The following is a 21275-nucleotide window of genomic DNA, read 5'->3' as shown; positions in this document are numbered from 1 at the left end:
GAGGGGAACAGCATGGGTACAAACGCAAACGCACGGGCACAGGGGACCATAAATTCTCCTCTTGTATGGCATCCGCAATCTGCGGCGGATGCATGGCAATTGAAGCAAAATTACGGAGCAGACGCCGTCTATACGGCGGGAGGCACGCTGCTCCGTACGCAATGGGAATCGGGGTTGGCCAAGATGCCTGCCCATCTTATTGACGTCAGCGGAATAAGCGGACAAGCGGAGTCGATTCGAGGGAATGAAGCGGGTATCGCGATCGATGCCTCGACATCGCTGGCTGTATGCAGAAGCCATGAGCTAATCGCGCAGAAGCTGCCGTTGCTTACGGAGGCGATCAAACAGATCGCCGCCCCGTCCGTTCGTCAGCTTGCGACGATTGGCGGCAACATAAGCTCATTAGTCGGCGATTCGTTGCCTGCTCTGCTCGTCTACGATGCGCAGCTACATCTGTTCGGCGGAGCAGGAGAGCACTGGGAGGAGCTGTCCGATTGGCTGGCCGCAATCGAGGAATCAACGCCTTCTACACCAATGAGCGGTCGTCTTCTGCTTGGTATTTCCGTTCCTCAGCATGGTGCAACGGACGTTATGGATTCGAATGCGAAGCACTTCGGCGCTTATTATAAAGTCGGACGCCGCGAGGCGTTCACGCCGTCCGTCGTTACGGCAGCTGTTAGCGGTACGATTAACGCCGCAGGTGTATTGGAGCATTTGAAGCTGGCCGTCGGCGGCGGCCAAACCGTTCCTCGCCGTTTGAAGGAGCTGGAAACTTCCTTTGCGGACTCTGAGCTTAACATTGCTACTCTTAAGCGAATATACGACGGTGTGCTTGATGTCTTCGAGCCAAAAGGCGATCAATTCGCATCTGCGGACTATCGCAAGTCAACAGCCGCTAATTTGATTGTGACGGAGCTGTGGAAATCGGCGGCAGAAGCTGTTAACGGGGGAAGGTGAGGATATGCTGTTAAACCGAGACGGAAGCGGAAGCCGTTGGCGCATTAGACCGGACGGACCCGCTAAAGTAACTGGACAATTATCGTATTTGACGGATATGACGGCAGAAGGGATGCTGTATGGCTTAGTGCTTCGAAGCGAACACCCTCACGCCCGCATTGTATCGATAGATACCGAAGCGGCAAAGCAAGCGCCAGGCGTACGGGCTGTTCTTACTTATTTGGATGTGCCGGGTCTTAACGCATTCGGAATTGCACATCCTGATCAACCGGTGCTATGCGAGGATCGTGTTCGTTATGTAGGCGATGCCGTAGCGACGGTCGCCGCAGATTCATTGGAAGAGGCGGAATATGCCATAACTCTTATTCATGTGGATTACGAGTTGTTGCCCGTCGTGGACGATGCCGAAGCAGCGCTCGCTCCTGATACGGTTCAGTTGCACGATAAAGGCAATCTGCTTCATCACACTGGATATAGCAAAGGCAGCTTAGCTGAAGGATTCCCGCAATGCGTTCACATTGTGGAGGAGACATACTATACGCCGAGACAAATGCACACTTATATGGAAACAGAGGGCGGCTTGTTCATACCTGGCGAGGACGGACGGTTGACGGTATATGCGCCGACGCAGCACGGCTTCATGGATCGCATGCAGCTGTCGCGCATCCTGGATATGCCGCAGCAGCAAATTCGCATCGTATCGAGCCCTATCGGCGGCTCCTTCGGCGGCAAGGACGAGCTGAACGTTCAGCCGTACGGCGCATTGCTAGCCCTCCGAACAGGAATGCCGGTTAAGTTCCACAATTCAAGGTGGGAATCGGTACGAGCGGGATTGAAGCGGCATCCGATGAAAATAACGATGAAGACCGGCACGAATGCGGAAGGCAAGCTGATCGCGCATGAAGTGCGAATCGTGGCCGATACGGGTCCTTATTCAACGCTCGGCGCTGAAGTGCTTAACTTTGCCGTTGAGCATGTCATCGGCCCCTATGTGTATGAACATTTGGATGTGAACGGATATTCGGCTTTCACGAATAATGGAATGTCAGGAGAGTTCAGAGGATTCGGCGGCAATCAGGCGATCTTTGCCTTGGAAGGCCAATTGGATCGGCTGGCGGAGCTGCTCGGTATGGATTCCTGGACGTTCCGCAAGCTCAATATGAGACAGCTGGGCGATGCCGGTCCATTCAATCAGCCGATTGCGCAGACAGATGGCGCGGACCAGGTGTGGAACGTTATTGCGGGAAGCGACCTATGGAAAACAAAGGATGCGGTTCCTGCTGTTAACGTACCGCCTTGGATCAAGACGGGCGTCGGCGCGGCTTTCACGATGCATGGCGCCGGACTTGGCGTTGGCATCCCCGATCCGGCGGGAGGGCGTCTGCAGCTCGCGAAGGATGGCAAGATTGAAGCCGTATTCGGCTACGAGGAATTCGGTCAAGGGCTGATCGCTTCGCTGGAACTGATGCTGATCGAGCAATTCGGCTTCGCCGGCGGGGATGTCAGGATTATCATTGGCGATACGGATGTCGTGCCGGATAGCGGTTCAACGACCGCGTCGAGAGCGACAGCGATGATGTGGAAGTCTTTGCAGCGCATGCGAGCTCCATTCGAGGAGGCGATTCTCGGTCGCGCAGCGCAATCGGTGAATGTAGCTGCGGATCAATTGCGATTGGGCGAAGGCGGTGTGATGAGGAAGGACAGCGAAGTTATGGTTATCTCCTATGAGCAGCTTGCACAGCTCGATGGCGAGCCGATCAAATGCGAGACATCGTTCCACTTCCCGACATCACCGGTGGAGCGTGTTGGCGCACACTTTATGTACACGTACTCGGCCGTAGCGGTCAAAGTCGAAGTTAATACGTTAACAGGCAGAGTGAATGTATTGAATCAACTGCATGCGGTTGCTGCAGGACCGGTCGTTAATCCGCAAGGTTTCCTCGGACAGATCGAGGGCGGAAGCAGCATGGCGCTTGGCTTCACGCTTACCGAAGATGCCGTTATGGACAATGGTTATTATATGACTCGTAACCTTGACACTTATCTCGTGCCGACGATTGCAGATCAGCGCGGTGAAGTAGAGGTAGTTGCCATTGAGCAGCTGCCGGAAGGTGATACTTACGGGCCGCGCGGCATCGGTGAAGTAGGCTCCGTAACGCTTGCCCCTGCTATCGCGTCGGCCATTCGCGCAGCGACGGGCAAATGGGTGACGAAGCTTCCGGTTCAGCCGTCGTTTTTGCAGGAGCAGCCGGCATTTTTGCAGAAGGCGGTGAAGTGAAGATGGGGGAACTTAATCAAGCAGCAGAAACATCAACGGCGTATAAGCTTGCTTGTACGCTAAATGGCAGAACAACAGAAGTAGATACGGCGCCTGCTAGAAGGCTTCTCTCTATATTAAGGGATGACCTGGAGCTAACCGGTACCAAAAGATCCTGCGAGATCGGGCGGTGCGGCGCTTGCATGGTGCTTGTAGACGGCAAAGCTGTCAACTCTTGTCTGACGATGGCTTATCAGTGCGAAGGCAAGTCGATTGAAACCGTGGAAGGCGTATCGGCCGGCGGCATAGATCCGATCCAACAAGCCTTTCTAGAGGAAGGCGGTTTCCAATGCGGCTACTGCACACCTGGCATGATTATATCGGTAAAAGCTTTATTGGACAGCAATTCCGATCCAAATGATGATGAGATAGCCGAAGCGCTCTCAGGCAATATATGCCGATGTACCGGTTACGGGGGCATATGGAGAGCGGTAAAGCTTGCAGTTGAAAGGAGACGTCATACGTCATGAGTCACAATCATACGAATAGAAGCAATCCTAGTTATCATATTCCTTATTTACAAAGATGCGTAGAAATATCGGCAATGGCCCGGGGAGCAGGCAATACACCGTTTGGTGCTCTGCTCGTCAATCGCGAAGGCGAGATTGTGCTAGAGCAAGGCAATATCGAAATTACGGACTCCAATTGCACCGGGCATGCAGAAACAACATTAATGGCTGCGGCGTCCAAAAAGTTCACGAAGGCGGAGTTATGGGAATTCACGCTGTATACGTCAGTTGAGCCGTGCGCGATGTGTTCGGGTTCGATTTATTGGGGCAATGTCGGTACGGTCGTCTACGGCATCTCGGAGAAAAAGTTGGCCGAGATGACCGGTGATAACGAGCAGAATCCAACGCTCGATCTGCCGTGTCGTGTTGTTTTTGCACAAGGAAACAAACCAATTCAGGTCATCGGACCGATTCCTGAGGTGGAATCGTCCGTTATTGCCGTTCACGAGGGGTACTGGTTATGACAACGATAAATGAAATTAACGAACTTGATCGACAAGCATTCGTTGCAGTGCTAGGAGAAATTTTCGAGCATTCCCCGTGGATAGCAAGCTCGGCATGGGAGATGCGGCCGTTCGTCTCGAAGGAGGCGCTGCATGAAGCGATGGCTAACGTTGTAAGAGAAGCGTCGAACGATCAACTGATTGAACTGTTTCGAGCACATCCCGATCTAGGCACGCGGCTTGCGGTTGCGCCGTATTCGGCCAAAGAGCAGCAGGGTGCAGGACTTAACCAGCTCACTAGCGAGGAATTCGAGGTGTTCTCCGAGCTGAACCGCAAATATGTGGAGCAATTCGGCTTTCCCTTCATCCTGGCCGTTCGCGGCAAGACGAAGGAACATATATTGACGGCTATGGAGTCGAGGATTCATCATAGCATGCAAGAAGAGACGACGCAGGCGTTGTCGGAAATCGAGAAAATAACGAAATTCCGCATTCTGGATCTCATCACGGGCTAGAGAAGGGACGGATGACGATGTTGAAGCTTCGAGGCGGCAGAACGCTTTATTATGGCAAAGGAGATGTGCTGAGCTATCGCACCTACGCTTCTCCGCTTGCCGTAAGCGCAATTCCTGAATCGACGTACACAGGCTGCAGCAACGTTATTTTCGCGCATAATATAAAGTTCTCGGTAAGCGGCGAGTCGTTGCTCACCTCCTTCACGGAAGGGGATAACACGCTTGTTGTAGCGACGGACTCGATGAAAAACTTCATTCTTCGGCAGACAGCCGAATACGAGGGGAGCACGACGGAAGGACTTGTCGCATTCATCAGCGAGAAGTTTCTCGAGCGTTACCCGCATTTGGATGCGGTTGAAATCAGCGCGGATCGGCTTCCGTTCGATGCCGTCACCGTAAGCGGCAGCGATGGGAGCTTCGCGCCGAGCGAGCTTGTCTATCGACGTTCACGCAATGAGCATGGGAGCGCGACGATGACGTGGCAGCGTAATGGCGAGACGGTAGAGCTTGTCGCGCATGAGAGCTCCTTATCTCATATTCAGCTCATCAAGGTGCATGGCAGCTCTTTCCACGGCTTTGTGCGGGATGAATTCACGACGCTGCCCGAGAGCTTCGACAGGCCTTTATTTATTTTTTTAACGATCAATTGGACTTATGAGGAAGCCTCGAATGCGATCAATGGCGACCGCGGCCGATACGTATCGGCTGAGCAGGTTCATGATATCGCCCACACAGTGTTTCATGCAGAGAATACACCGTCGATCCAGCATTTGATTTATAAAATCGGGCAACGAATATTGACGCTGTTCCCGCAATTAGCCGAGGTTCGATTCGAATCGAATAATCGGACATGGKAGACGATTGTTGAGCCTGCTGCGCCGACATCGGCTGGCGTGTATACGGAGCCGCGGCCGCCATATGGCTTCCAAGGCTTCACCATGACACGCGATGACTTATGAGATAAAGGAGCGAATGATAGATGGGTGGACGGATTTCGACACATGTGCTGGACACGGCAGGCGGCAAGCCGGTAGAAGGACTTGTCCTTACATTAACCTACTTTGGCGATGGGGAGACGGACGAATACGCTAAGGTTGTGATCGGGACGTACAAGACGAATAGTGACGGTCGTGTGGATCAGCCGCTGCTGGAAGGGGAGGCATTGAAGCGCGGAACTTATGAGCTGCTGTTCATGGCCGGCGATTACTTCCGCAGCGCTCCGCATCTGTCGCTCGTGTCCGATCCGATATTCGATGCCATACCAATTCGATTCAAAGTAACTGACGAGACGGGACATTATCATGTGCCGCTGCTCGTTGCCCCTGGGGGATTCAGCACCTATCGCGGAAGCTGACGACCGCGCACCAATAAGTAAAGCAAGCTCACGTATACAAGCAGCGCAAGATGTGTATGAATAGAGCAATAAAGGGGGATTCGATGATGAATATGATTAACCAATCAGATGAACCTTCAATTGATGACACGCTGCGCCGAATGCCGAAGGTAGAACTGCACGTCCATCTTGATGGAAGCGTGAAGGCATCCACGATTCGTGAGCTAGCTGAATCAGATGACCATTCATTGCTGCCTGAGAGCGAGGATGAGCTGTTAGCTCTGATGCAAGCGGATCCCGATACGACAAGCTTGACGCAATATTTGAGCAAGTTCAGCTTTGTTCTTCCTTATATGCAGACGGCGGAGGCGATCGAACGGATCGCTTATGAGTTAGTGGAGCAAGCGGCGGAACAGCAAGTCCGTTATGTCGAGGTCCGTTTCGCTCCTTGGCTTCATACGCACCAAGGCTTGTCGATCGAAGATGCCATCCGCTGTACGGTAAACGGATTACGAAGGGGAGAAGCCGCTTTAGGTACAATAGCGAGAGTGATCGTTATCTGTATGAGAAACCATTCCTTCGATCACAACATGAAGGCTATCGAGGCAGCGTCGCGCTTCTATGCGAAGGGAGTCGTAGCGGTCGATCTGGCAGGTGACGAGGCCTCCTATCCTGCGCATCAATTCGCGCCGCTCTTCGAGAGGGCAAAGACGCTTAAGCTGCCGATTACGATCCACGCAGGGGAGGCTGCAGGCGCATTCAATGTGCGGGCAGCCATTGAAGAGTTGGGCGCGGAGCGGATCGGCCATGGCGTGCGGATGGAGGAAGACCCGGCTGTCATCGAGCTGGTGAAGGAAAAGAAGATTCCGCTGGAGATGTGTCCGATCAGCAATATCCAGACGAAGGCTGTAGGGAGCTGGGCAGCGTATCCGCTTCGGAAATATATGCAGGAAGGCGTTATCGTCACAGTCAATACCGATAATATGACGGTGTCGGATACGACGATAACAAAGGAATATTCGGCGCTTATGGAGCATTGCGGGCTGTCTCTTAACGATATTGCAGCGTTAGTCATGAATGGAGTGAAGGCTGCTTTTCTTGAGGCTGAGCGAAAGGACGAGCTTGTGAAGCAATTCGAGCATGAGCTGTCGGAGCTGGGGCTGAATTTTCGTTAAGGTGTTAGCGATTAGAAAGTCATGATTGTCTGGGGACAGGCACTCATGGCTTTTTTGTATTTTTGAAAATAGAAGAAAGTATAAATTTCAATATATACTTTCTTCTATTTCTTCGTGAAACGTTTGCTTCACGCCGCCTGAAAGACGGCGACAGCCGTTTACGCTTGACGTATAGGAAAGTATATGCGTTTACTCATACTTTCTCTATACGTTTCGACGAAACGATGGCGTCTAAAGAAAGGACGCATTCAGGCGTTTCTTCTTAGATGGATTTATTTGGATAACGTTGCAACTTATCATTTATCCTGAAAGTCTATAGGTGTAAGGAACCACGACAGGAAGAACCTCGCACCGAATAAGGGGAAGGAAGTCGTAGAATGAAAACCGTTTATTATCGGGTTAGCGGAATTGTTTTGTTATGTTCGCTCATCACGTATGCGAGTTGTTCGAATGCACAGCGTTTTGAGAATAAGCTGGCAGAGAAGGAGCAAATGATTGGCGAGTTGCAGCAGCAGCTGGATACCAAGATCGTTTTAGAACCAAAACCATCAGGATTGACCTTATCCGTATTGGAACAAACGATACAACAATATGAATGGCTTCAGAAGCTGCAAGCGGATACCAAGTGGGACAAAGTAGTCGTTAGCAGAATTGTTGGCGATGCCGAAGCCGTTACGGTTACGGATCCATTATTTCTAGCGAGCGTAGGTTCGCTGCTTCATTTAAGATCACTCAGCGATTCAGATTTCCCAAGCGGCTATCAATCGGACATTGGCTCGTACGTCTATGAGCTGTATGAACAAGGCCAAGTATACACCGTTCAAGTTGTTAATCGAGGTGTCATACAGGCTGCCGCGAATGAGCTGTTGTTCGAGGTGGATAGCAATGTCCATCAGTTAGGTGCTGCATTTATGCCTAAGCCTGACTTCTTGAAGCATGACGGATTAGTAGCGAAAATGGCTTCGAGCGGCGCAGTGAAGCGAGGGGACAGCTATGTGCAGTTCGCGCCTTTTCGGGTGCAGTCGCGAGTAGCTCCGTTGGCAGAAGGGGAGCTTTTGAAGGACGAACCTGCTCAAGTTGGAGACAAACTAGACCATTTTACGTTTTATTACTATGGTGAGCTGCTTCTGATGGAGGTGTACGCTGATTACGCGCATCTATCCGGTGACGGCTCCGAGGAATGGATCAGCTTGCAGGATGCGGGTACGAAGCTGTTAGTGGAAGCAGGTTAGATTAACACCTATGTTGGATTCTTGCACTAACTTTCCTGCGGAATGCTCCATATCAGCCCACCGAGAGCAAAGGTGATGCAAATTTCCCGTATAGCTGTATTACGGGGTTTTTAAGAGGTGTCTATCCTGCAGAAATCCATTATAGCTAGCACGTTTGCACTTTTTTGGAAGGTTATTGTGCCCTGCTTGGTGAATTTAAATTGTTATGAGGGGGGATGTGTTGAACATGAAAGCGATTATATTTGATTTGGACAATACGCTGTTGGACCGTAGACTTGCTTTTCGTAGATTTACAGAGCGGTTGATAGACGAATATATGATTATTGAGCTTGAATCGGACAAACAAGTCATCATAGAAGAGATACGAATAGCGGATCGTGAGGGGTATCGGGGCAAAAGAGAGCTTTATACGGAACTGTATAACGCATACCGATGGAAGGAGGGCGTTACGCCAGAATCGCTGCTCGCTTACTGGTTTTCGGAGTTTTCCCGCTGCACCGAAGTAATGGATGGCGCCATTGAAGCACTGGATTTGGTAAKGGATAACGGTTTGAAGCTGGGACTTATCACGAACGGCTCGGTACATTCGCAGAATGCGAAAATTGATTTCGCTGGATTAAGACATTATTTTGACGCGATCATCGTGTCGGATGAAGTGCAAACGAAGAAGCCTGACCCTGAAATTTTCGCTATCGCCGTGCAGAGGCTTGGCGTAGAACCTTCTGATGCAATCTATGTGGGAGACCATCCCGTAAATGATGTATTAGGAGCGCGCCTGGCAGGACTTCAATCGATCTGGTACCGAGGTGATCAGCCTTGGGACGAACGATTGAATGAGGGAGAACCGGCACTAGGTCATTTTAGTGAAATGAAGAAGATTCTACCCTAAACGTTAACTACATCTTCGAAAGGTCAGGTTGGACATCAATGTTGGCATACACCATATGTTTCATTAAGCGAGGAAACGAAATATTACTGCTTAACCGGGAAAAGCCGGCCTGGATGGGCTGCTGGAACGGTATCGGCGGCAAGATCGAGCAAGGCGAATCGCCGAGGGAATCGATGCTTCGTGAATTAGCGGAGGAGACAGGCATATCACCTGTCAATCTGCACTTTAAAGGCATTATTTCATGGAAATCGGAGATCGGCGGCGAATATGGCGGGATGTACACGTACGTTGCCGAGGTGGATGAGGGGTTTACATACGAAACGCCGATTAAGACGGATGAGGGAATTTTGGACTGGAAAACAATCGATTGGATTATGCACAAGGACAATGATGGGGTAGCTACGAACATCCCGTTGTTTCTTTCGAAGATATTGGAAGACCCTCATATTTATGAGCATTGCACCATTTACAAGGATGATGACTTGATCTCGCACTTTTCGTATCCTATTGATGCAGCGCTAGAACAATAGACTATCGTATTCATTATTGATAGGGGGACTTATAGATTTGGTACAAATACGCAGTTATCGACCGGAAGATATGGAAGCTATAGCAGAGTTAATGCTGGATCTAGGTTATCCGTCTACGACTGAACAGATGAAATCGAGAATGGACCGTTTGGGTGCAAGCAGCGAGAACGAAACATTCGTTGCGACGATTGAGGATCATGTTGTAGGCATGATTGGCTTTCGCAAATTGTATTACTATGAGGCTGATGGATTTGTCGTACATATTAATGTGCTCGTCACGAAGCATGAATATCAAGGCCGAGGTGTTGGCAAACAGTTAATGGCTTATACCGAGAACTGGTCCAGAGAACAGGGCGCAAACGCATTGTATTTGACTAGCGGCATAAAGCCGGAACGTGAACGAGCGCATGCCTTCTATCGAAACTTAGGCTTTGAAACAACGGGCTACCGTTTCGTCAAGACGTTGTGAAGCGAAACGAAAGGAGAGGGGAATTTAGATGGGTTCGAGAGTGATGCATTACTGTATACAAACGATATTAAGCAAGCGGCTAGATATCAACGACCCTCAGTTTTTTCTTGGTGGAATTGCTCCTGATGCCAATAAACCTCCAGGTGGGCCAAAGAGCGAATCTCATTTTCTACTTACGGATGCGGATGGTATCGTTAAGTCTGACTTACGAGCGTTCAGACAAAAGTATTTGTCGGAGCAGAAGTTGCCCTTCTATCTTGGCTATTATTGTCATCTTATATCGGATGAGGTGTGGGTAGAGGATATTTATTACCCTAAAATCAAGTATTTGCCGCAGCCAGAGAAGAAACGCGCGCAAGAGAGCTATTATCGGGATTTCGGTCGGTTGAATGGGATGCTTATTGACCATTACGGCTTAGTGCTGCAAAAGTTGGACGTTTCACCTGTCGACATAGACGAGATCGATTACCGGATGCTGCCCATGTTGGTTGATGATTTATATGGCGATTTTGAAAGAAAAGATGAGACGATGGATCAGCAGCTTGAGCTACTAACTTTCGATGAAGTTATAACTTCATTGGAGAGATCTGTAGCAGTTTGCTTGGAGCATATGCGATGAGATCACTTCAAGCGAATTTTTTTGTAAAAATTACCGCACTTATATGTCTAGTCCTTATGCTTGGCGGCTGTGCGAACAATGATCACGAGGAGCCGTTTGAATTCGTACTGAAATATGGCGTTATGTACAAAAATGAGCTGAATACGAACGAAAACACGTTTACGAAGGATCTAGTGATGGATGGCGTTGTTACAACCGATCTAACACTCACAGGAGAGCAAAAAAACGATATTCGCAAGCTGATGGAGCTGATGGATATCGAGTCTTATAGAGGGATGAATGAGGGTAAAGTAATGTTGCCTTCTAGCGGGTTCCAGTTTGATATCCAGTGGAAAGGTAAGCAGCTTCTCATTGACTGGATAGGCGGGTTCGGCGACGATTCTAAAGCTGTACAAATGCAAGAGCTTACGCAGCTCATCATTGAAATGGTAGAATCGAATGAAGCCTATAAGCAGCTTCCGCCTATTCAGGGAGGCTATGAATAGAAAATGAAAATGATAGGCAGATGGGGGAAAAGAATGATATGCGGTGGACTGTTGGTTAGTTGCTGCATGATCGGAATACTCGGGTGTTCTGGGTTACGTACATTGCCGGAAATATCAGAACCTATTGATAGTGTAATACAACCGTTGCCTGATCAGATTGCGTTGATTTTCCAGTCGCTGGAGCTAACCGAACTGCCTAGTACTGAAACTGTGTCAGGATGGAAGGAAATCAAATCGATTCCGTTCGGATCGTTAGAAGGTAAGCCGTTTCAACTAGATGTCTACGAAGAATCGAAGTCTGACGAATCGCTGTTTACCATATATAATGGAATTCTCGAAGTCGGTGATCAGACGTATCTCATTCGCGAGTTATCCCAATCTATAACGGAATCCGATCAGAGCCATTGCACAGAGCTAAGTGTTATTCATAAGCTGTTTTCCGGTCAGGAGAGGTATGAGCTAATCGGCAGCGTGCCGCTGTTCGCCAATGGACCGGGGCGTAATCTGTTTGTAGTATTCGATAGGATTGAATCAAAGCTGCTTTCATTCGAAGGTTGGGGAGCGGGCAACTTCATGGATCTCGATGCCGACGGTATGGAGGAATTTATCATTGAGTTCCCGGGTTTGCATATGTCGTGGCCGGATTTGACCGTTATTCGAGCTAAGGATGAAGGACTTGAAATCAGCTCGTCGGTTGTCGATGCGTTTGGAAGAAAACCTGGCGATTTTGCTACGCTTAAAAAGGATCAGTCGCCGCCGCTTATTCACTTTGGGAATATAGCTGACGAAAACTTGAGCTATGACTATGAATATAACAAAGGCGTTTTGCAAGCAGTCGGCAGATAATTGGGTGCACAAAAAAGAGCGAGGAAGTGAGTCAATGAAGCTAATAGCTGAATCGAATCATATGGCGAATTATTTGGCTGAACTGGATGAGGTGGATTACAGTCATCAAGAAATTCAAATGTTGGCGAAGAAGCTTTTCCAGCGGAGCATGAATGAAGTTGAAATGACTGAAGCGGCATACCGTTTCGTTCGTGATGAAATATCGCATACCTGGGACATCCAAAGCGAGCGTATAACAAAGACGGCGTCTGAGGTGCTCAGATTCAAGGAAGGGATCTGTTACGCAAAGTCGAATCTACTGGCTGCGCTCTTAAGAGCTGTTGATATTCCAACGGGCTTTTGCTATCAGAAGCTTACATTAGGGGATACACCGGATACAGGCTACTGCATACATGCGCTTAATGCGGTATATTTGCGCGGTCATGGACGCTGGTTCCGGCTGGATGCGCGCGGAAATAAGAAAGGTATTGTGGCGGAGTTCAGCTTGGAGGAGGAAAGGCTGGCATTTCCGATTCGCCCGCAATATGGGGAGATCGATTATCCGGTTATATTCGCGACGCCAAGTGCAAAGACGATGGATGTGCTTGATCAACATACGAACGCCCTTCAAATGTATGCGCAAGGGTTGCCGGTTGAGCTATAGCAATACATGATCTTCGAATGGAGGCAATCACTAGATGAGCAAAGTAAAGGACGGTATTCTCGGGTTATGCCTCGGCGACGCATTAGGCGTGCCAGTTGAATTTAAGCATCGCGATACGATAGCGAGTAAACCGGTGGTCGATATGATTGGTTATGGCACTTATCATTTGCCTCCCGGCTCATGGTCGGACGACAGCACGATGACGTTCTGTCTGTTGGAGAGCTTAGCGAGCCGTAATAAAGTGGATCTCGATGATCTATCGGATCGATTCGCGAAATGGCTGTTCGAAGGCTATTGGACGCCTTATGGAGAAGTGTTCGATATTGGCAATGCAACGAAAGCGGCTATTATTCGAGTCCGTAAAGATAAGATAAGTCCTTTGCTTGCGGGAGGCAGCGACCTATCTTCTAACGGAAATGGATCGCTGATGCGCATTCTGCCGATGGCTTTTTTCATGCGAGAGGCTTCTTTGGAAGAACGAATGAAAGCAGTCGCTGACGTATCCTCGGTTACGCATCGTCATCCGATTTCGATTATCGCTTGTCAATTTTACGTGGAGATGGCCATTTATTTGCTGGAGGGTCATTCATTGGACGAAGCGCTGGCCGCTACGAGAGCCGTTATAGTGGAACAGTATCGCATTGAGCCTCATTTAAAACCTTTCGATCGACTATTGTTTGGCGATTTCCGCTTGCTCGGTGAAAGCGATATTGCGTCCAGCGGATATGTCATTCATACATTGGAAGCATCGATCTGGTGTCTGCTAACGACTAGAAGTTACAGGGAAGCGGTCATGAAGGCGATCAACTTAGGCGAGGATACGGATACGACAGGCGCCGTTACGGGTGGACTGGCGGGTCTTTACTACGGACTAGATGCAGTGCCGAACGAATGGATTGATTCTCTAGCAAGAATTAAGGAAATTAATGATCTAATTGCAAGATTCGAATCTATATTGATTAAGTAGTTATTATAGTCTTTGCAGCTTGAATGCAAAAAGTAGGTGCAGGATGATAATCGGATTGGTCAGGCATTTTAAGGTGGCCTTCAAATCGGAGCGCTCATGGTTAACTTCCGTCGAATTCGAAGACTGGATCAGTCAGTATAATACAGCAGACGTCATTCCTAATGAGATGCAATGGGATGGGACCAAGTGGGAGCTCTGCTTCAGCAGCGATCTTATTCGAGCGGAACGAACGGCTGATCTGCTGTTCCCTGGAATCGTAACTAGACTGCCTAGCCTAAGAGAAATTGGCTTAGAGCCGATGTTCCGTTCGCGAATAAAGCTTCATTATAATTTATGGCTGCTGCTAAGCCGTATAGGATGGTTTTGTTGCCATCGCTCGCAAAAGGAGAGCCGCAAGCATACGGAAGCAAGAGCGGAGCAGGTCGTCACATATCTCGAATCGCACCCGCAGTTGAATGTTCTTGTCATCACACATGGCGCTTTCATGAACGCTTTGAACAGGGAGCTTATCAGAAGAGGTTATGCAGCTCGAACGAGAATGAAGATGAAGCCGGATAACGGCGTGCTCTATAGATATGAAAAGTCGAAGCCTTGATGTACCGTGGGCGATAGGGCTGAGATGAAACGGAGAACTGGTGTAATGATGAAGCTCAAAAAGATCGCAATTATTGCGATGGTAGCAGCTGCAGTTCTAGCTTTCCTAGAATATAAGGGCTACATATGGCATACGAGTCTATTTGCATCCGGCTACGAAATTCGCGGACTTGATGCGTCGCATTATCAAGGGGAAGTCGATTGGCAGAAAGTGGCTTCAAGCGGTAAATATTAATTCGTGTATTTGAAAGCAACGGAAGGTCACGACTACGTAGACGATACGTTTAAGAGTAATTGGGAGGAAGCGAAGAAAGCCGGTTTTATGACGGGAGCCTATCACTTCTTCTCTGCCAGAAGTTCTGGCGAGGAGCAAGCCAAGTTGTTCATTAGCAACGTTCCTAAGGAAGAGCAGTCATTGCCGCCAGTTATCGATCTGGAAATAGCATTAGATCATCCGGTAGAACAGATTCAGCAGGAACTAAAGTTGTTCAGTAACAGTGTCGAAACCTATTATTCCAAAAAACCGATTCTTTATGTTACGTATGATACGTATAACAAATATGTATCCTCAGGCTTTGAGGATTACGAAATTTGGATACGCGATATCCTTAAGCCTCCATCTTTGAAAGGCGATCGAGATTGGCTGCTATGGCAATATTGCAATCGCGGCAGAGTGGATGGAATAGATGCGTATGTAGATATCAATGTGTTTAATGGAGATCAGAGCGCTTTCGACGCGAGGTTTAAGTAGCTTGGACTAAGGAAGGGGGATAGCTATGCAAACGACCCAAGTACATGATTGGATTAATCGAGATATACAAAGTTTGAGAGGATACACCGTAATCGAGCAAGTGTATAAAGGCTACTCGGGAGATATGAAGTTTATTGTCAGCAAACCGGATAAGCGTTTCTTCCTAAAATGCTTCAGCCTCAGCGAATTGGATCAGAAGCAAGCCGAATACGATGTGCTGAAGCAGTTGGAGACGCTTGGCGTGAAATGCTCGCATGCAATAGAAATCGGGCGGATGACCGTTGTCGCGCTAGGGTTTATGGTATTAACTTATGTGGAAGGTGAAGATGCTTCCGACATGCTGCCTMGCTTTTCAGATGAGGAGCAATATGAGATCGGACTGGAAGCGGGGCGACAACTGCAGCTAATACATCAGTTGAAGGCCGACAATAAGGTGGAGGATTGGTATAGCCGCAAGGCAGCTAAGCACCTCCGATATGTGGAGCAATACAGAGATTGCGGAGTGCGAATTGCTGGTGACTCTGCGATATTGTCGTTTATCGAGGAGCATCTTCATTGGATGAACAATCGTCCAAATCTGTTCCAGCATGACGATTATCATACAGCTAACTTAATTGTGCGCAATAAAGCTTTTGCAGGAGCGATCGACTTTAACCGAATGGATTGGGGCGATCCTGTGCATGAGTTTTTGAAGACTGGATTTTTCAGCGCAGAAGTGAGTATTCCATTCTCCATTGGTCAGATCAAAGGTTATCATAACTTGAATGAGCCAAGTGAAACTTTTTGGCAGCTTTACGCGCTCTATGTTGCCATGTGTACGATCTCTTCTATTGTATGGATTATGAAGGTTAAGCCGGAAGAGCTGAAGATCATGATGGCGAAAGTAGAAAGAGTAGTCGCGGATCACGATCAATTCGCAAGCATAATTCCTCGCTGGTATCAATCATGGAACGGCCGACTTGCTTAATTGCTAGGTTCATTCTTTCCATAATGAGCGATCTGAAGTAAAATGAAAACAAATTGGTTATGCCATCTGGGCGACTAGACTACATACAGGAAATGGTGGAGACAGCTCTTGAAATTCAAGCCATGTATCGATCTTCATGACGGTAAAGTGAAACAAATTGTAGGGGAAACGCTTCATGCCGATCAAGAAGGCATCATTGAGAACTTCGTATCTACGCATGACTCCGCTTATTACGCCTCGCTGTTCAAGCGGGACAAGCTGACAGGCGGCCATGTTATTATGCTTGGCGGCGGCAATACAGAAGCAGCGATACGCGCGTTGAATGAGTATCCGAAAGGCATGCAGATTGGCGGCGGCATTAACGCCGAGAACGCGGAGCATTATTTGGATCAGGGCGCATCGCATGTTATTGTTACATCGTATATATTCCGAGACGGCAAGCTGGACAAGGATAACCTCGACAACATGCTGGCAGCTGTCGGCAAAGAACGTCTCGTTATCGATCTCAGCTGCAAGGAAAAAGATGGCAAGTGGTTCGTCGTCAGCAATCAGTGGAAGCAGTTCACTGACTTCGAGGTCAATCCTGACAATATCGCGTATTTGGAGCAATATTGCGATGAGTTTCTCATTCATGCCGTTGATGTGGAAGGCAAGCAGCAAGGTTTCCAACAAAGCTTGGTGAAGTCACTCGCCGAATGGGTTTCGATTACGACAACCTATGCAGGCGGCGTTAGATCGTTTGCCGATCTGGAGCTGTTCGCTTCCTTGTCAGCGGGCAAGATCGATCTTACGATTGGAAGCGCGTTAGATATTTTCGGTGGCAGCTTGTCTTATGACGAAGTGGTTGCCTATTGCGCTAATCTATAGTCAAGATTGTATAGGTAACGACAGTCCCTCTATAGCCTGTAAGGTGTAGGGGGATTTGTATGAGCAGACTTAAGGAGGGGCGTTATGTTTCGAGTCTTGAATCTATCGTTGCGGTTTCTGTTGGAAATCGTAATTATGATTGCCTTATGCTACTGGGGATTTCATCTCGAAGCGCCATTGTGGCTTAAGCTAATCGTTGGACTTGGCGTTCCGGTGGGCGCAGCTTATGTCTGGGGGAAGATCATATCGCCGAAGGCGACAGTCAAGCTGCCGCTCTACGGCGTATTAGCGGTGGAAACGATCATCTTCGGCTTGGCAATCGCTGCTCTGTTCGAATTGGGTCATGGAACATTTGCGATTATATTTGGTATCGTTGCTATAATTAATCGTACGATTATATTGACTCGGAACATGCAGCCCTGAACGGCCGTGACTTTATTATATGAGGAGGAGTGCCTATTGAAATCCTATGAGGTGCAAGCAGAACTGCTTAAGCATGATGGCATGGATGCCGCCTATATTGAATTCCCGTACGATGTATATAAGGAGTTTAATACGATGGGACAAGTGAAAGTGAAGGCTGTGTTCCGGGATGGAACCGAGTACAGAGGTTCGCTTGTGAAAATGGGCATGGATTGCCATTGTCTCGGCATACCTAAGGTAGTCCGCAGCAAGGTTGGTTTAGCGGCAGGAGATATGGTGAATGTCGTTATCTATCCAGACGATGCGCCGCGTATGGTCGACCTTCCGGCGGATCTCATGGCAGCGCTTCGCGGCAGCGGGCTGGAAGATGCGTTCCGTAATAAGCTATCTTACTCGAAGCAGAGGGAAGCGGTTCAGCTGATCGAGGATGCGAAGAAGGTTGATACACGTGCCAGACGAGTGCAGGCTGTCGTAGAAAGCTTGCTGGCAAAGCGATAGTACGGCATTTTATATGAAACATAGGAGAGGTGCAGCAGCTTTGACGAATCCCACATTTTCTATCCAATATCGATATACGTTATCAGGCTGTTTTAAGCAAATATGGTCAGACTTGTTCGGCAAACATCCTTATCGCGTCTTGGGCAATGCAATAATTACGGTTTGCGGTATTCTGCTTGCGGTGAACACGAAGGAAATATTAATTACGATTAGTATGGTGTGCTGGCTCATATCGATTTACTTCGGACTCAAGTTGATCGTATCATTGGGACTTGTTCCGCTCTTCTTCTATCTCCGAATGAGAAAACATGGCGAGGTGCGTATGAATTACTCGCACGAAGGCGTGGAGATGACAACTAATAAGGAAAGCGGCTTCAAAGAATGGGAGCATTACAAGGAAATTACCGTGGACGAGAACAGCTTCCGAATGGTTCGGCGAGACAATGTTGATACGCACAAAATATTACGGAATGTATTCAAGGACGATGCGGAGTTCCAGCGTTTCCACACGTTCGCCCAGCAGCGTCTTCGTATAGCTGAAGTAAAACTTTCGGTTGAGGCAAAGTCGGAGGCAGAGGAGGGCTAATTCGCAAATGGAAGAGCAACGGCTATCGAACCATTTAATTGCTCGTATCGTTCAGTCGGAGACGGATTACATGACCGACCGAATGATTGCCATCCAGCAAAGGCTGGGCAATCCGGAAGGGATCGAGTTACGGCAAGCTGGGAATGCAACCTGTTACTACAGCGAGACGATGCCTTGGCCAAGCTTCAACACGGTTAAAGGACTGCGAAGCGCAGATCTGGAGCATCTGGATTCGATCATTGACTTCTATCAAGCGCGAGGTCGCAAAGCGCATTTTGAAATAATCCCGTCACTCGTCGATCAGTCGCTGCTTGGCGCGCTGGCGGAACGCGGATTCTATCAATCCGGCTTCCATACTTCAATGTATGTGACTCCTGTTCCCCAAATTTTTGCAGATGAGGACTCGCTTCGAATCCGGATGATTGAGTCGGATGAATTCGAAACGTATGCGCGTATCCACTGTCTGTCGACAGGGCTGTCCTATGACGGCATACCGCATGTCGCGCGCAATAACAAGGTGCTGTATGATCGCCCTGGTTGGTCGTTCTTTATCGCAACAATCGAGAGTGAGCCTGCTGCTGTCGGCGTCATGCATGTTAGCAATCGCATCGCTTCCTTCACCTTTGCCGCGACACTTCCCGACTATCGAAGGAGAGGTCTGCAAAGCCGATTGTTGCGAGAGCGCATTCATTATGCGGCCCAGTTAGGATGCGAGCTAGCTGTTGCACAATGCGGCTTCTTATCGTCAAGTCATCGTAATATGGAGAAGGTCGGCATGCGAATCGGGTATGTTCGAGCTTCGTGGTCGCAGCGATAAATCTTTGACTATAAAGGAGGCGTACCGTGAAGAGAGTAGTGCCTATTTTACGGTTTTTTGATGAAGCGCTAACGAAACAGTTTTATATCGACTTTCTGGAATTTACGGTGGACTGGGAGCATCGATTTGAGCCGGATATGCCTCTCTATATGCAGCTATCGAAGGATGATTGTATTCTTCATCTATCGGAGCACTTCGGAGATTGTAATCCAGGCAGCGCGATTCGGGTAGAGGTTGAAGATGCTAAGCGGCTACAAGAGCATTTGCTCGCCAAAACCTTTAAGTTCGCCCGGCCAGGCTTCGATAGCCATTGGAATCAAGTGAGCCTCACTGATCCGTCAGGTAACAAGCTGCATTTTTATACCGTGCAACCGCAATGAGATGATCCTTAAAAAGAAATTCATGTATACGATCGGTGTTTCTGAATATACAATGTAATCTCAGTCAGTAAGTCGTGGAGGTGCGATGATGGAGCAGCAAGTCGTTCGTATTGCAAGAGAGGTCGCCATATCATCGGCCTATGAAGCAGGTCGGGTCATTCGAGAACGATTCGGAATGCTGAACCAGGTTCGCGAGAAGGATGAGCACGGCGATCTGGTAACAGAAGCGGATCATATGGCCGAAGCCATTATTTTACATAAAATTCAATCGGTATTTCCCGGACATCGCATTCAGTCGGAGGAAGCAGGCGAGATTGCCTCTTCAAGCGAATGGACATGGCTGGTCGATCCGCTAGACGGGACGAATAATTACGCGGTCGGCTTACCGTTATTTGCGGTTTCGATTACACTTGTGCACCACGATAACCCGATACTTGCTGTTATCTTTGAGCCGATGACAGAACGGTTATACGTAGCAGTGACAGGTGAGGGAGCGACTTATAATGGCATACGAGTAGCGATCGGGGAGCGGGGAGCGCTAGCGAAAGCTAGAGTGGGCTGGATCCAAGGTCATCAGGTGCAGCATGATGAAACAGCCGCCAAGCTTCGTCACCACATTGATGCGTCATCGCGTAGAATGATGCGGTTATGGGCGCCGACTCTGCAATGGACGATGCTGGCTAGAGGGGATCTGGACGGCATTATCGTTTACAATTCCGAAGGCGAAGATCTGTATTCGGGGCTGCTCATCGTGCAAGAAGCCGGCGGAATCGTCATGGACTATGAGGGAAATCCTTTCACTGGGACGGGCGGTAGACCTTACTTAATCGCATGCCGCAGCGAGCATCGTTCTTATTTCTTAGACTTAGTCCGCGAAGGGCTGAATAAGCGATGAAGAGAGTGCTGATTATCGGCTCAGCGGGCGCTGGCAAGTCGACCTTGTCAAGGAAGCTAAGCCACCTCATTGAGGTGCCTGTCATTCATCTTGACCGCTATTATTGGCAGCCGAATTGGGTAGCGACTCCTAATGACGAGTGGGATGAGGTTGTGAAGTCGTTCGCCGAGCAAGAGGCGTGGATTATGGACGGCAATTACTCTCGCACGCTCGATTTGCGCATTTCTCGAGCAGATACCGTCATTTTTCTCGATGCACCGCGATTATTATGTATGTATCGTATAATTAAGCGCAGAATGCAATATCAAGGGCGTACGAGACCCGATCTGAACGAGCAATGCCCGGAGAAGCTGGATTGGTCGTTCATCGTCTGGGTATGGAACTATAGGAAACGAAACCGGCCGACGATACTCAGGAAGCTTGAAGCTATTGAAGGCGAGAAAACGATTATAATCGCCAAGTMAAGAAAAGAGGTCGAGGCACTGCTGGAGCAAATCCGCAAAGATCAGGCCGACACTGCTCCCGCGAATAGCGCTACGGGCAGCGGGAGTGGAATGCATACCTAACA

29 protein-coding genes are annotated in these 21275 nt (G+C 48.9%); all 29 read left to right on the top strand.

Going from position 1 to position 21275, the window contains the following annotated elements; all coding sequences use genetic code 11:
* Positions 1–12 precede the first annotated feature (12 nt).
* Entirely contained in the window at positions 13–957 is a 945-nt protein-coding gene (locus AC1DF0_RS19710) for an FAD binding domain-containing protein (protein WP_442049100.1), read from the top strand.
* A 4-nt stretch (positions 958–961) separates the two neighbouring features.
* Positions 962–3235, top strand: coding sequence for a xanthine dehydrogenase subunit D (pucD, locus tag AC1DF0_RS19705; protein WP_477575059.1), 2274 nt, complete (start codon positions 962–964; stop codon positions 3233–3235).
* A 2-nt stretch (positions 3236–3237) separates the two neighbouring features.
* Positions 3238–3744 (top strand): (2Fe-2S)-binding protein, encoded by a 507-nt coding sequence (locus tag AC1DF0_RS19700; protein ID WP_442049098.1) that lies wholly within the window; start codon positions 3238–3240, stop codon positions 3742–3744.
* Positions 3741–4247, top strand: coding sequence for a nucleoside deaminase (locus AC1DF0_RS19695; protein ID WP_442049097.1), 507 nt, complete (start codon positions 3741–3743; stop codon positions 4245–4247). Before AC1DF0_RS19700 ends, AC1DF0_RS19695 begins: the two co-directional genes overlap by 4 nt.
* Positions 4244–4741 carry a 2-oxo-4-hydroxy-4-carboxy-5-ureidoimidazoline decarboxylase gene (gene uraD / locus AC1DF0_RS19690; protein ID WP_442049096.1) on the top strand — a complete coding sequence of 166 codons (498 nt, stop codon included), beginning with the start codon at positions 4244–4246 and terminating at the stop codon, positions 4739–4741. Before AC1DF0_RS19695 ends, uraD begins: the two co-directional genes overlap by 4 nt.
* Positions 4742–4758: 17 nt before the next feature.
* A complete protein-coding gene (gene pucL / locus AC1DF0_RS19685; RefSeq protein WP_477575058.1) occupies positions 4759–5700 on the top strand; it encodes a factor-independent urate hydroxylase in 942 nt (313 codons plus the stop codon).
* Between the two features lie 20 nt (positions 5701–5720).
* Entirely contained in the window at positions 5721–6095 is a 375-nt protein-coding gene (gene uraH / locus AC1DF0_RS19680) for a hydroxyisourate hydrolase (RefSeq protein ID WP_442049094.1), read from the top strand.
* Between the two features lie 83 nt (positions 6096–6178).
* Positions 6179–7249: an adenosine deaminase gene (add, locus tag AC1DF0_RS19675; protein WP_442049093.1), complete on the top strand. Its 1071-nt coding sequence runs from the start codon at positions 6179–6181 to the stop codon at positions 7247–7249.
* 377 nt (positions 7250–7626) lie between these two features.
* Positions 7627–8481, top strand: coding sequence for a hypothetical protein (locus tag AC1DF0_RS19670; protein WP_442049092.1), 855 nt, complete (start codon positions 7627–7629; stop codon positions 8479–8481).
* 226 nt (positions 8482–8707) lie between these two features.
* Positions 8708–9370, top strand: coding sequence for an HAD family hydrolase (locus AC1DF0_RS19665; RefSeq protein ID WP_477575057.1), 663 nt, complete (start codon positions 8708–8710; stop codon positions 9368–9370).
* 38 nt (positions 9371–9408) lie between these two features.
* Positions 9409–9900, top strand: a complete 492-nt coding sequence (locus AC1DF0_RS19660) for an NUDIX hydrolase (protein ID WP_477575056.1) — start codon at positions 9409–9411, stop codon at positions 9898–9900.
* 37 nt (positions 9901–9937) lie between these two features.
* On the top strand, positions 9938–10369 hold the full coding sequence (locus tag AC1DF0_RS19655) for a GNAT family N-acetyltransferase (protein WP_442049089.1): 432 nt from the start codon (positions 9938–9940) through the stop codon (positions 10367–10369).
* A gap of 28 nt (positions 10370–10397) precedes the next feature.
* Positions 10398–10988 carry a hypothetical protein gene (locus AC1DF0_RS19650; protein ID WP_442049088.1) on the top strand — a complete coding sequence of 197 codons (591 nt, stop codon included), beginning with the start codon at positions 10398–10400 and terminating at the stop codon, positions 10986–10988.
* Positions 10985–11473 (top strand): hypothetical protein, encoded by a 489-nt coding sequence (locus tag AC1DF0_RS19645; protein WP_477575055.1) that lies wholly within the window; start codon positions 10985–10987, stop codon positions 11471–11473. The genes AC1DF0_RS19650 and AC1DF0_RS19645 overlap by 4 nt, the downstream gene beginning before the upstream one ends.
* A 144-nt stretch (positions 11474–11617) precedes the next feature.
* Positions 11618–12319 (top strand): hypothetical protein, encoded by a 702-nt coding sequence (locus AC1DF0_RS19640; protein WP_477575054.1) that lies wholly within the window; start codon positions 11618–11620, stop codon positions 12317–12319.
* A 34-nt stretch (positions 12320–12353) separates the two neighbouring features.
* Positions 12354–12962: a transglutaminase-like domain-containing protein gene (locus AC1DF0_RS19635; protein WP_477575053.1), complete on the top strand. Its 609-nt coding sequence runs from the start codon at positions 12354–12356 to the stop codon at positions 12960–12962.
* Between the two features lie 34 nt (positions 12963–12996).
* Complete coding sequence (locus tag AC1DF0_RS19630; protein WP_442049084.1) at positions 12997–13929, top strand: ADP-ribosylglycohydrolase family protein; 933 nt, start codon at positions 12997–12999, stop codon at positions 13927–13929.
* A gap of 55 nt (positions 13930–13984) precedes the next feature.
* Entirely contained in the window at positions 13985–14524 is a 540-nt protein-coding gene (locus AC1DF0_RS19625; RefSeq protein ID WP_442049083.1) for a histidine phosphatase family protein, read from the top strand.
* A gap of 45 nt (positions 14525–14569) precedes the next feature.
* Complete coding sequence (locus tag AC1DF0_RS19620) at positions 14570–14758, top strand: hypothetical protein (RefSeq protein ID WP_477575052.1); 189 nt, start codon at positions 14570–14572, stop codon at positions 14756–14758.
* A gap of 3 nt (positions 14759–14761) precedes the next feature.
* Complete coding sequence (locus AC1DF0_RS19615) at positions 14762–15274, top strand: GH25 family lysozyme (RefSeq protein WP_477575051.1); 513 nt, start codon at positions 14762–14764, stop codon at positions 15272–15274.
* Between the two features lie 25 nt (positions 15275–15299).
* A complete protein-coding gene (locus AC1DF0_RS19610) occupies positions 15300–16241 on the top strand; it encodes an aminoglycoside phosphotransferase family protein (RefSeq protein WP_477575050.1) in 942 nt (313 codons plus the stop codon).
* A gap of 108 nt (positions 16242–16349) precedes the next feature.
* Positions 16350–17108 (top strand): phosphoribosylformimino-5-aminoimidazole carboxamide ribotide isomerase, encoded by a 759-nt coding sequence (gene hisA, locus AC1DF0_RS19605; RefSeq protein ID WP_477575049.1) that lies wholly within the window; start codon positions 16350–16352, stop codon positions 17106–17108.
* An 84-nt stretch (positions 17109–17192) separates the two neighbouring features.
* Positions 17193–17531: a YrdB family protein gene (locus tag AC1DF0_RS19600; protein WP_477575048.1), complete on the top strand. Its 339-nt coding sequence runs from the start codon at positions 17193–17195 to the stop codon at positions 17529–17531.
* A 36-nt stretch (positions 17532–17567) separates the two neighbouring features.
* Positions 17568–18029, top strand: a complete 462-nt coding sequence (locus tag AC1DF0_RS19595) for a YdeI/OmpD-associated family protein (RefSeq protein WP_477575047.1) — start codon at positions 17568–17570, stop codon at positions 18027–18029.
* Between the two features lie 40 nt (positions 18030–18069).
* Positions 18070–18615: a hypothetical protein gene (locus AC1DF0_RS19590; protein ID WP_442049077.1), complete on the top strand. Its 546-nt coding sequence runs from the start codon at positions 18070–18072 to the stop codon at positions 18613–18615.
* Between the two features lie 7 nt (positions 18616–18622).
* Positions 18623–19432, top strand: coding sequence for a GNAT family N-acetyltransferase (locus tag AC1DF0_RS19585; protein WP_442049076.1), 810 nt, complete (start codon positions 18623–18625; stop codon positions 19430–19432).
* Between the two features lie 26 nt (positions 19433–19458).
* Complete coding sequence (locus tag AC1DF0_RS19580) at positions 19459–19812, top strand: glyoxalase superfamily protein (RefSeq protein ID WP_442049075.1); 354 nt, start codon at positions 19459–19461, stop codon at positions 19810–19812.
* An 85-nt stretch (positions 19813–19897) separates the two neighbouring features.
* A complete protein-coding gene (locus tag AC1DF0_RS19575; RefSeq protein WP_442049074.1) occupies positions 19898–20707 on the top strand; it encodes an inositol monophosphatase family protein in 810 nt (269 codons plus the stop codon).
* Positions 20704–21273, top strand: coding sequence for a DNA topology modulation protein (locus AC1DF0_RS19570; RefSeq protein WP_477575046.1), 570 nt, complete (start codon positions 20704–20706; stop codon positions 21271–21273). The genes AC1DF0_RS19575 and AC1DF0_RS19570 overlap by 4 nt, the downstream gene beginning before the upstream one ends.
* Positions 21274–21275 lie beyond the last annotated feature (2 nt).

This window comes from Paenibacillus sp. 05T425 (assembly GCF_056396205.1).
Note: the sequence above shows the minus strand (reverse complement) of the source record. Positions and strands in the feature narration are given on the sequence as shown.

What these genes read in the sequence shown, in the direction of transcription:
- AC1DF0_RS19710 (WP_442049100.1), top strand. Translation starts at nt 13, where the DNA reads ATGGGTACAAACGCAAACGCACGGGCACAGGGGACCATAAATTCTCCT.
- pucD (WP_477575059.1), top strand. Translation starts at nt 962, where the DNA reads ATGCTGTTAAACCGAGACGGAAGCGGAAGCCGTTGGCGCATTAGACCG.
- AC1DF0_RS19700 (WP_442049098.1), top strand. Translation starts at nt 3,238, where the DNA reads ATGGGGGAACTTAATCAAGCAGCAGAAACATCAACGGCGTATAAGCTT.
- AC1DF0_RS19695 (WP_442049097.1), top strand. Translation starts at nt 3,741, where the DNA reads ATGAGTCACAATCATACGAATAGAAGCAATCCTAGTTATCATATTCCT.
- uraD (WP_442049096.1), top strand. Translation starts at nt 4,244, where the DNA reads ATGACAACGATAAATGAAATTAACGAACTTGATCGACAAGCATTCGTT.
- uraH (WP_442049094.1), top strand. Translation starts at nt 5,721, where the DNA reads ATGGGTGGACGGATTTCGACACATGTGCTGGACACGGCAGGCGGCAAG.
- add (WP_442049093.1), top strand. Translation starts at nt 6,179, where the DNA reads ATGATGAATATGATTAACCAATCAGATGAACCTTCAATTGATGACACG.
- AC1DF0_RS19670 (WP_442049092.1), top strand. Translation starts at nt 7,627, where the DNA reads ATGAAAACCGTTTATTATCGGGTTAGCGGAATTGTTTTGTTATGTTCG.
- AC1DF0_RS19660 (WP_477575056.1), top strand. Translation starts at nt 9,409, where the DNA reads ATGTTGGCATACACCATATGTTTCATTAAGCGAGGAAACGAAATATTA.
- AC1DF0_RS19650 (WP_442049088.1), top strand. Translation starts at nt 10,398, where the DNA reads ATGGGTTCGAGAGTGATGCATTACTGTATACAAACGATATTAAGCAAG.
- AC1DF0_RS19645 (WP_477575055.1), top strand. Translation starts at nt 10,985, where the DNA reads ATGAGATCACTTCAAGCGAATTTTTTTGTAAAAATTACCGCACTTATA.
- AC1DF0_RS19635 (WP_477575053.1), top strand. Translation starts at nt 12,354, where the DNA reads ATGAAGCTAATAGCTGAATCGAATCATATGGCGAATTATTTGGCTGAA.
- AC1DF0_RS19630 (WP_442049084.1), top strand. Translation starts at nt 12,997, where the DNA reads ATGAGCAAAGTAAAGGACGGTATTCTCGGGTTATGCCTCGGCGACGCA.
- AC1DF0_RS19620 (WP_477575052.1), top strand. Translation starts at nt 14,570, where the DNA reads ATGATGAAGCTCAAAAAGATCGCAATTATTGCGATGGTAGCAGCTGCA.
- AC1DF0_RS19600 (WP_477575048.1), top strand. Translation starts at nt 17,193, where the DNA reads ATGTTTCGAGTCTTGAATCTATCGTTGCGGTTTCTGTTGGAAATCGTA.
- AC1DF0_RS19585 (WP_442049076.1), top strand. Translation starts at nt 18,623, where the DNA reads ATGGAAGAGCAACGGCTATCGAACCATTTAATTGCTCGTATCGTTCAG.
- AC1DF0_RS19575 (WP_442049074.1), top strand. Translation starts at nt 19,898, where the DNA reads ATGATGGAGCAGCAAGTCGTTCGTATTGCAAGAGAGGTCGCCATATCA.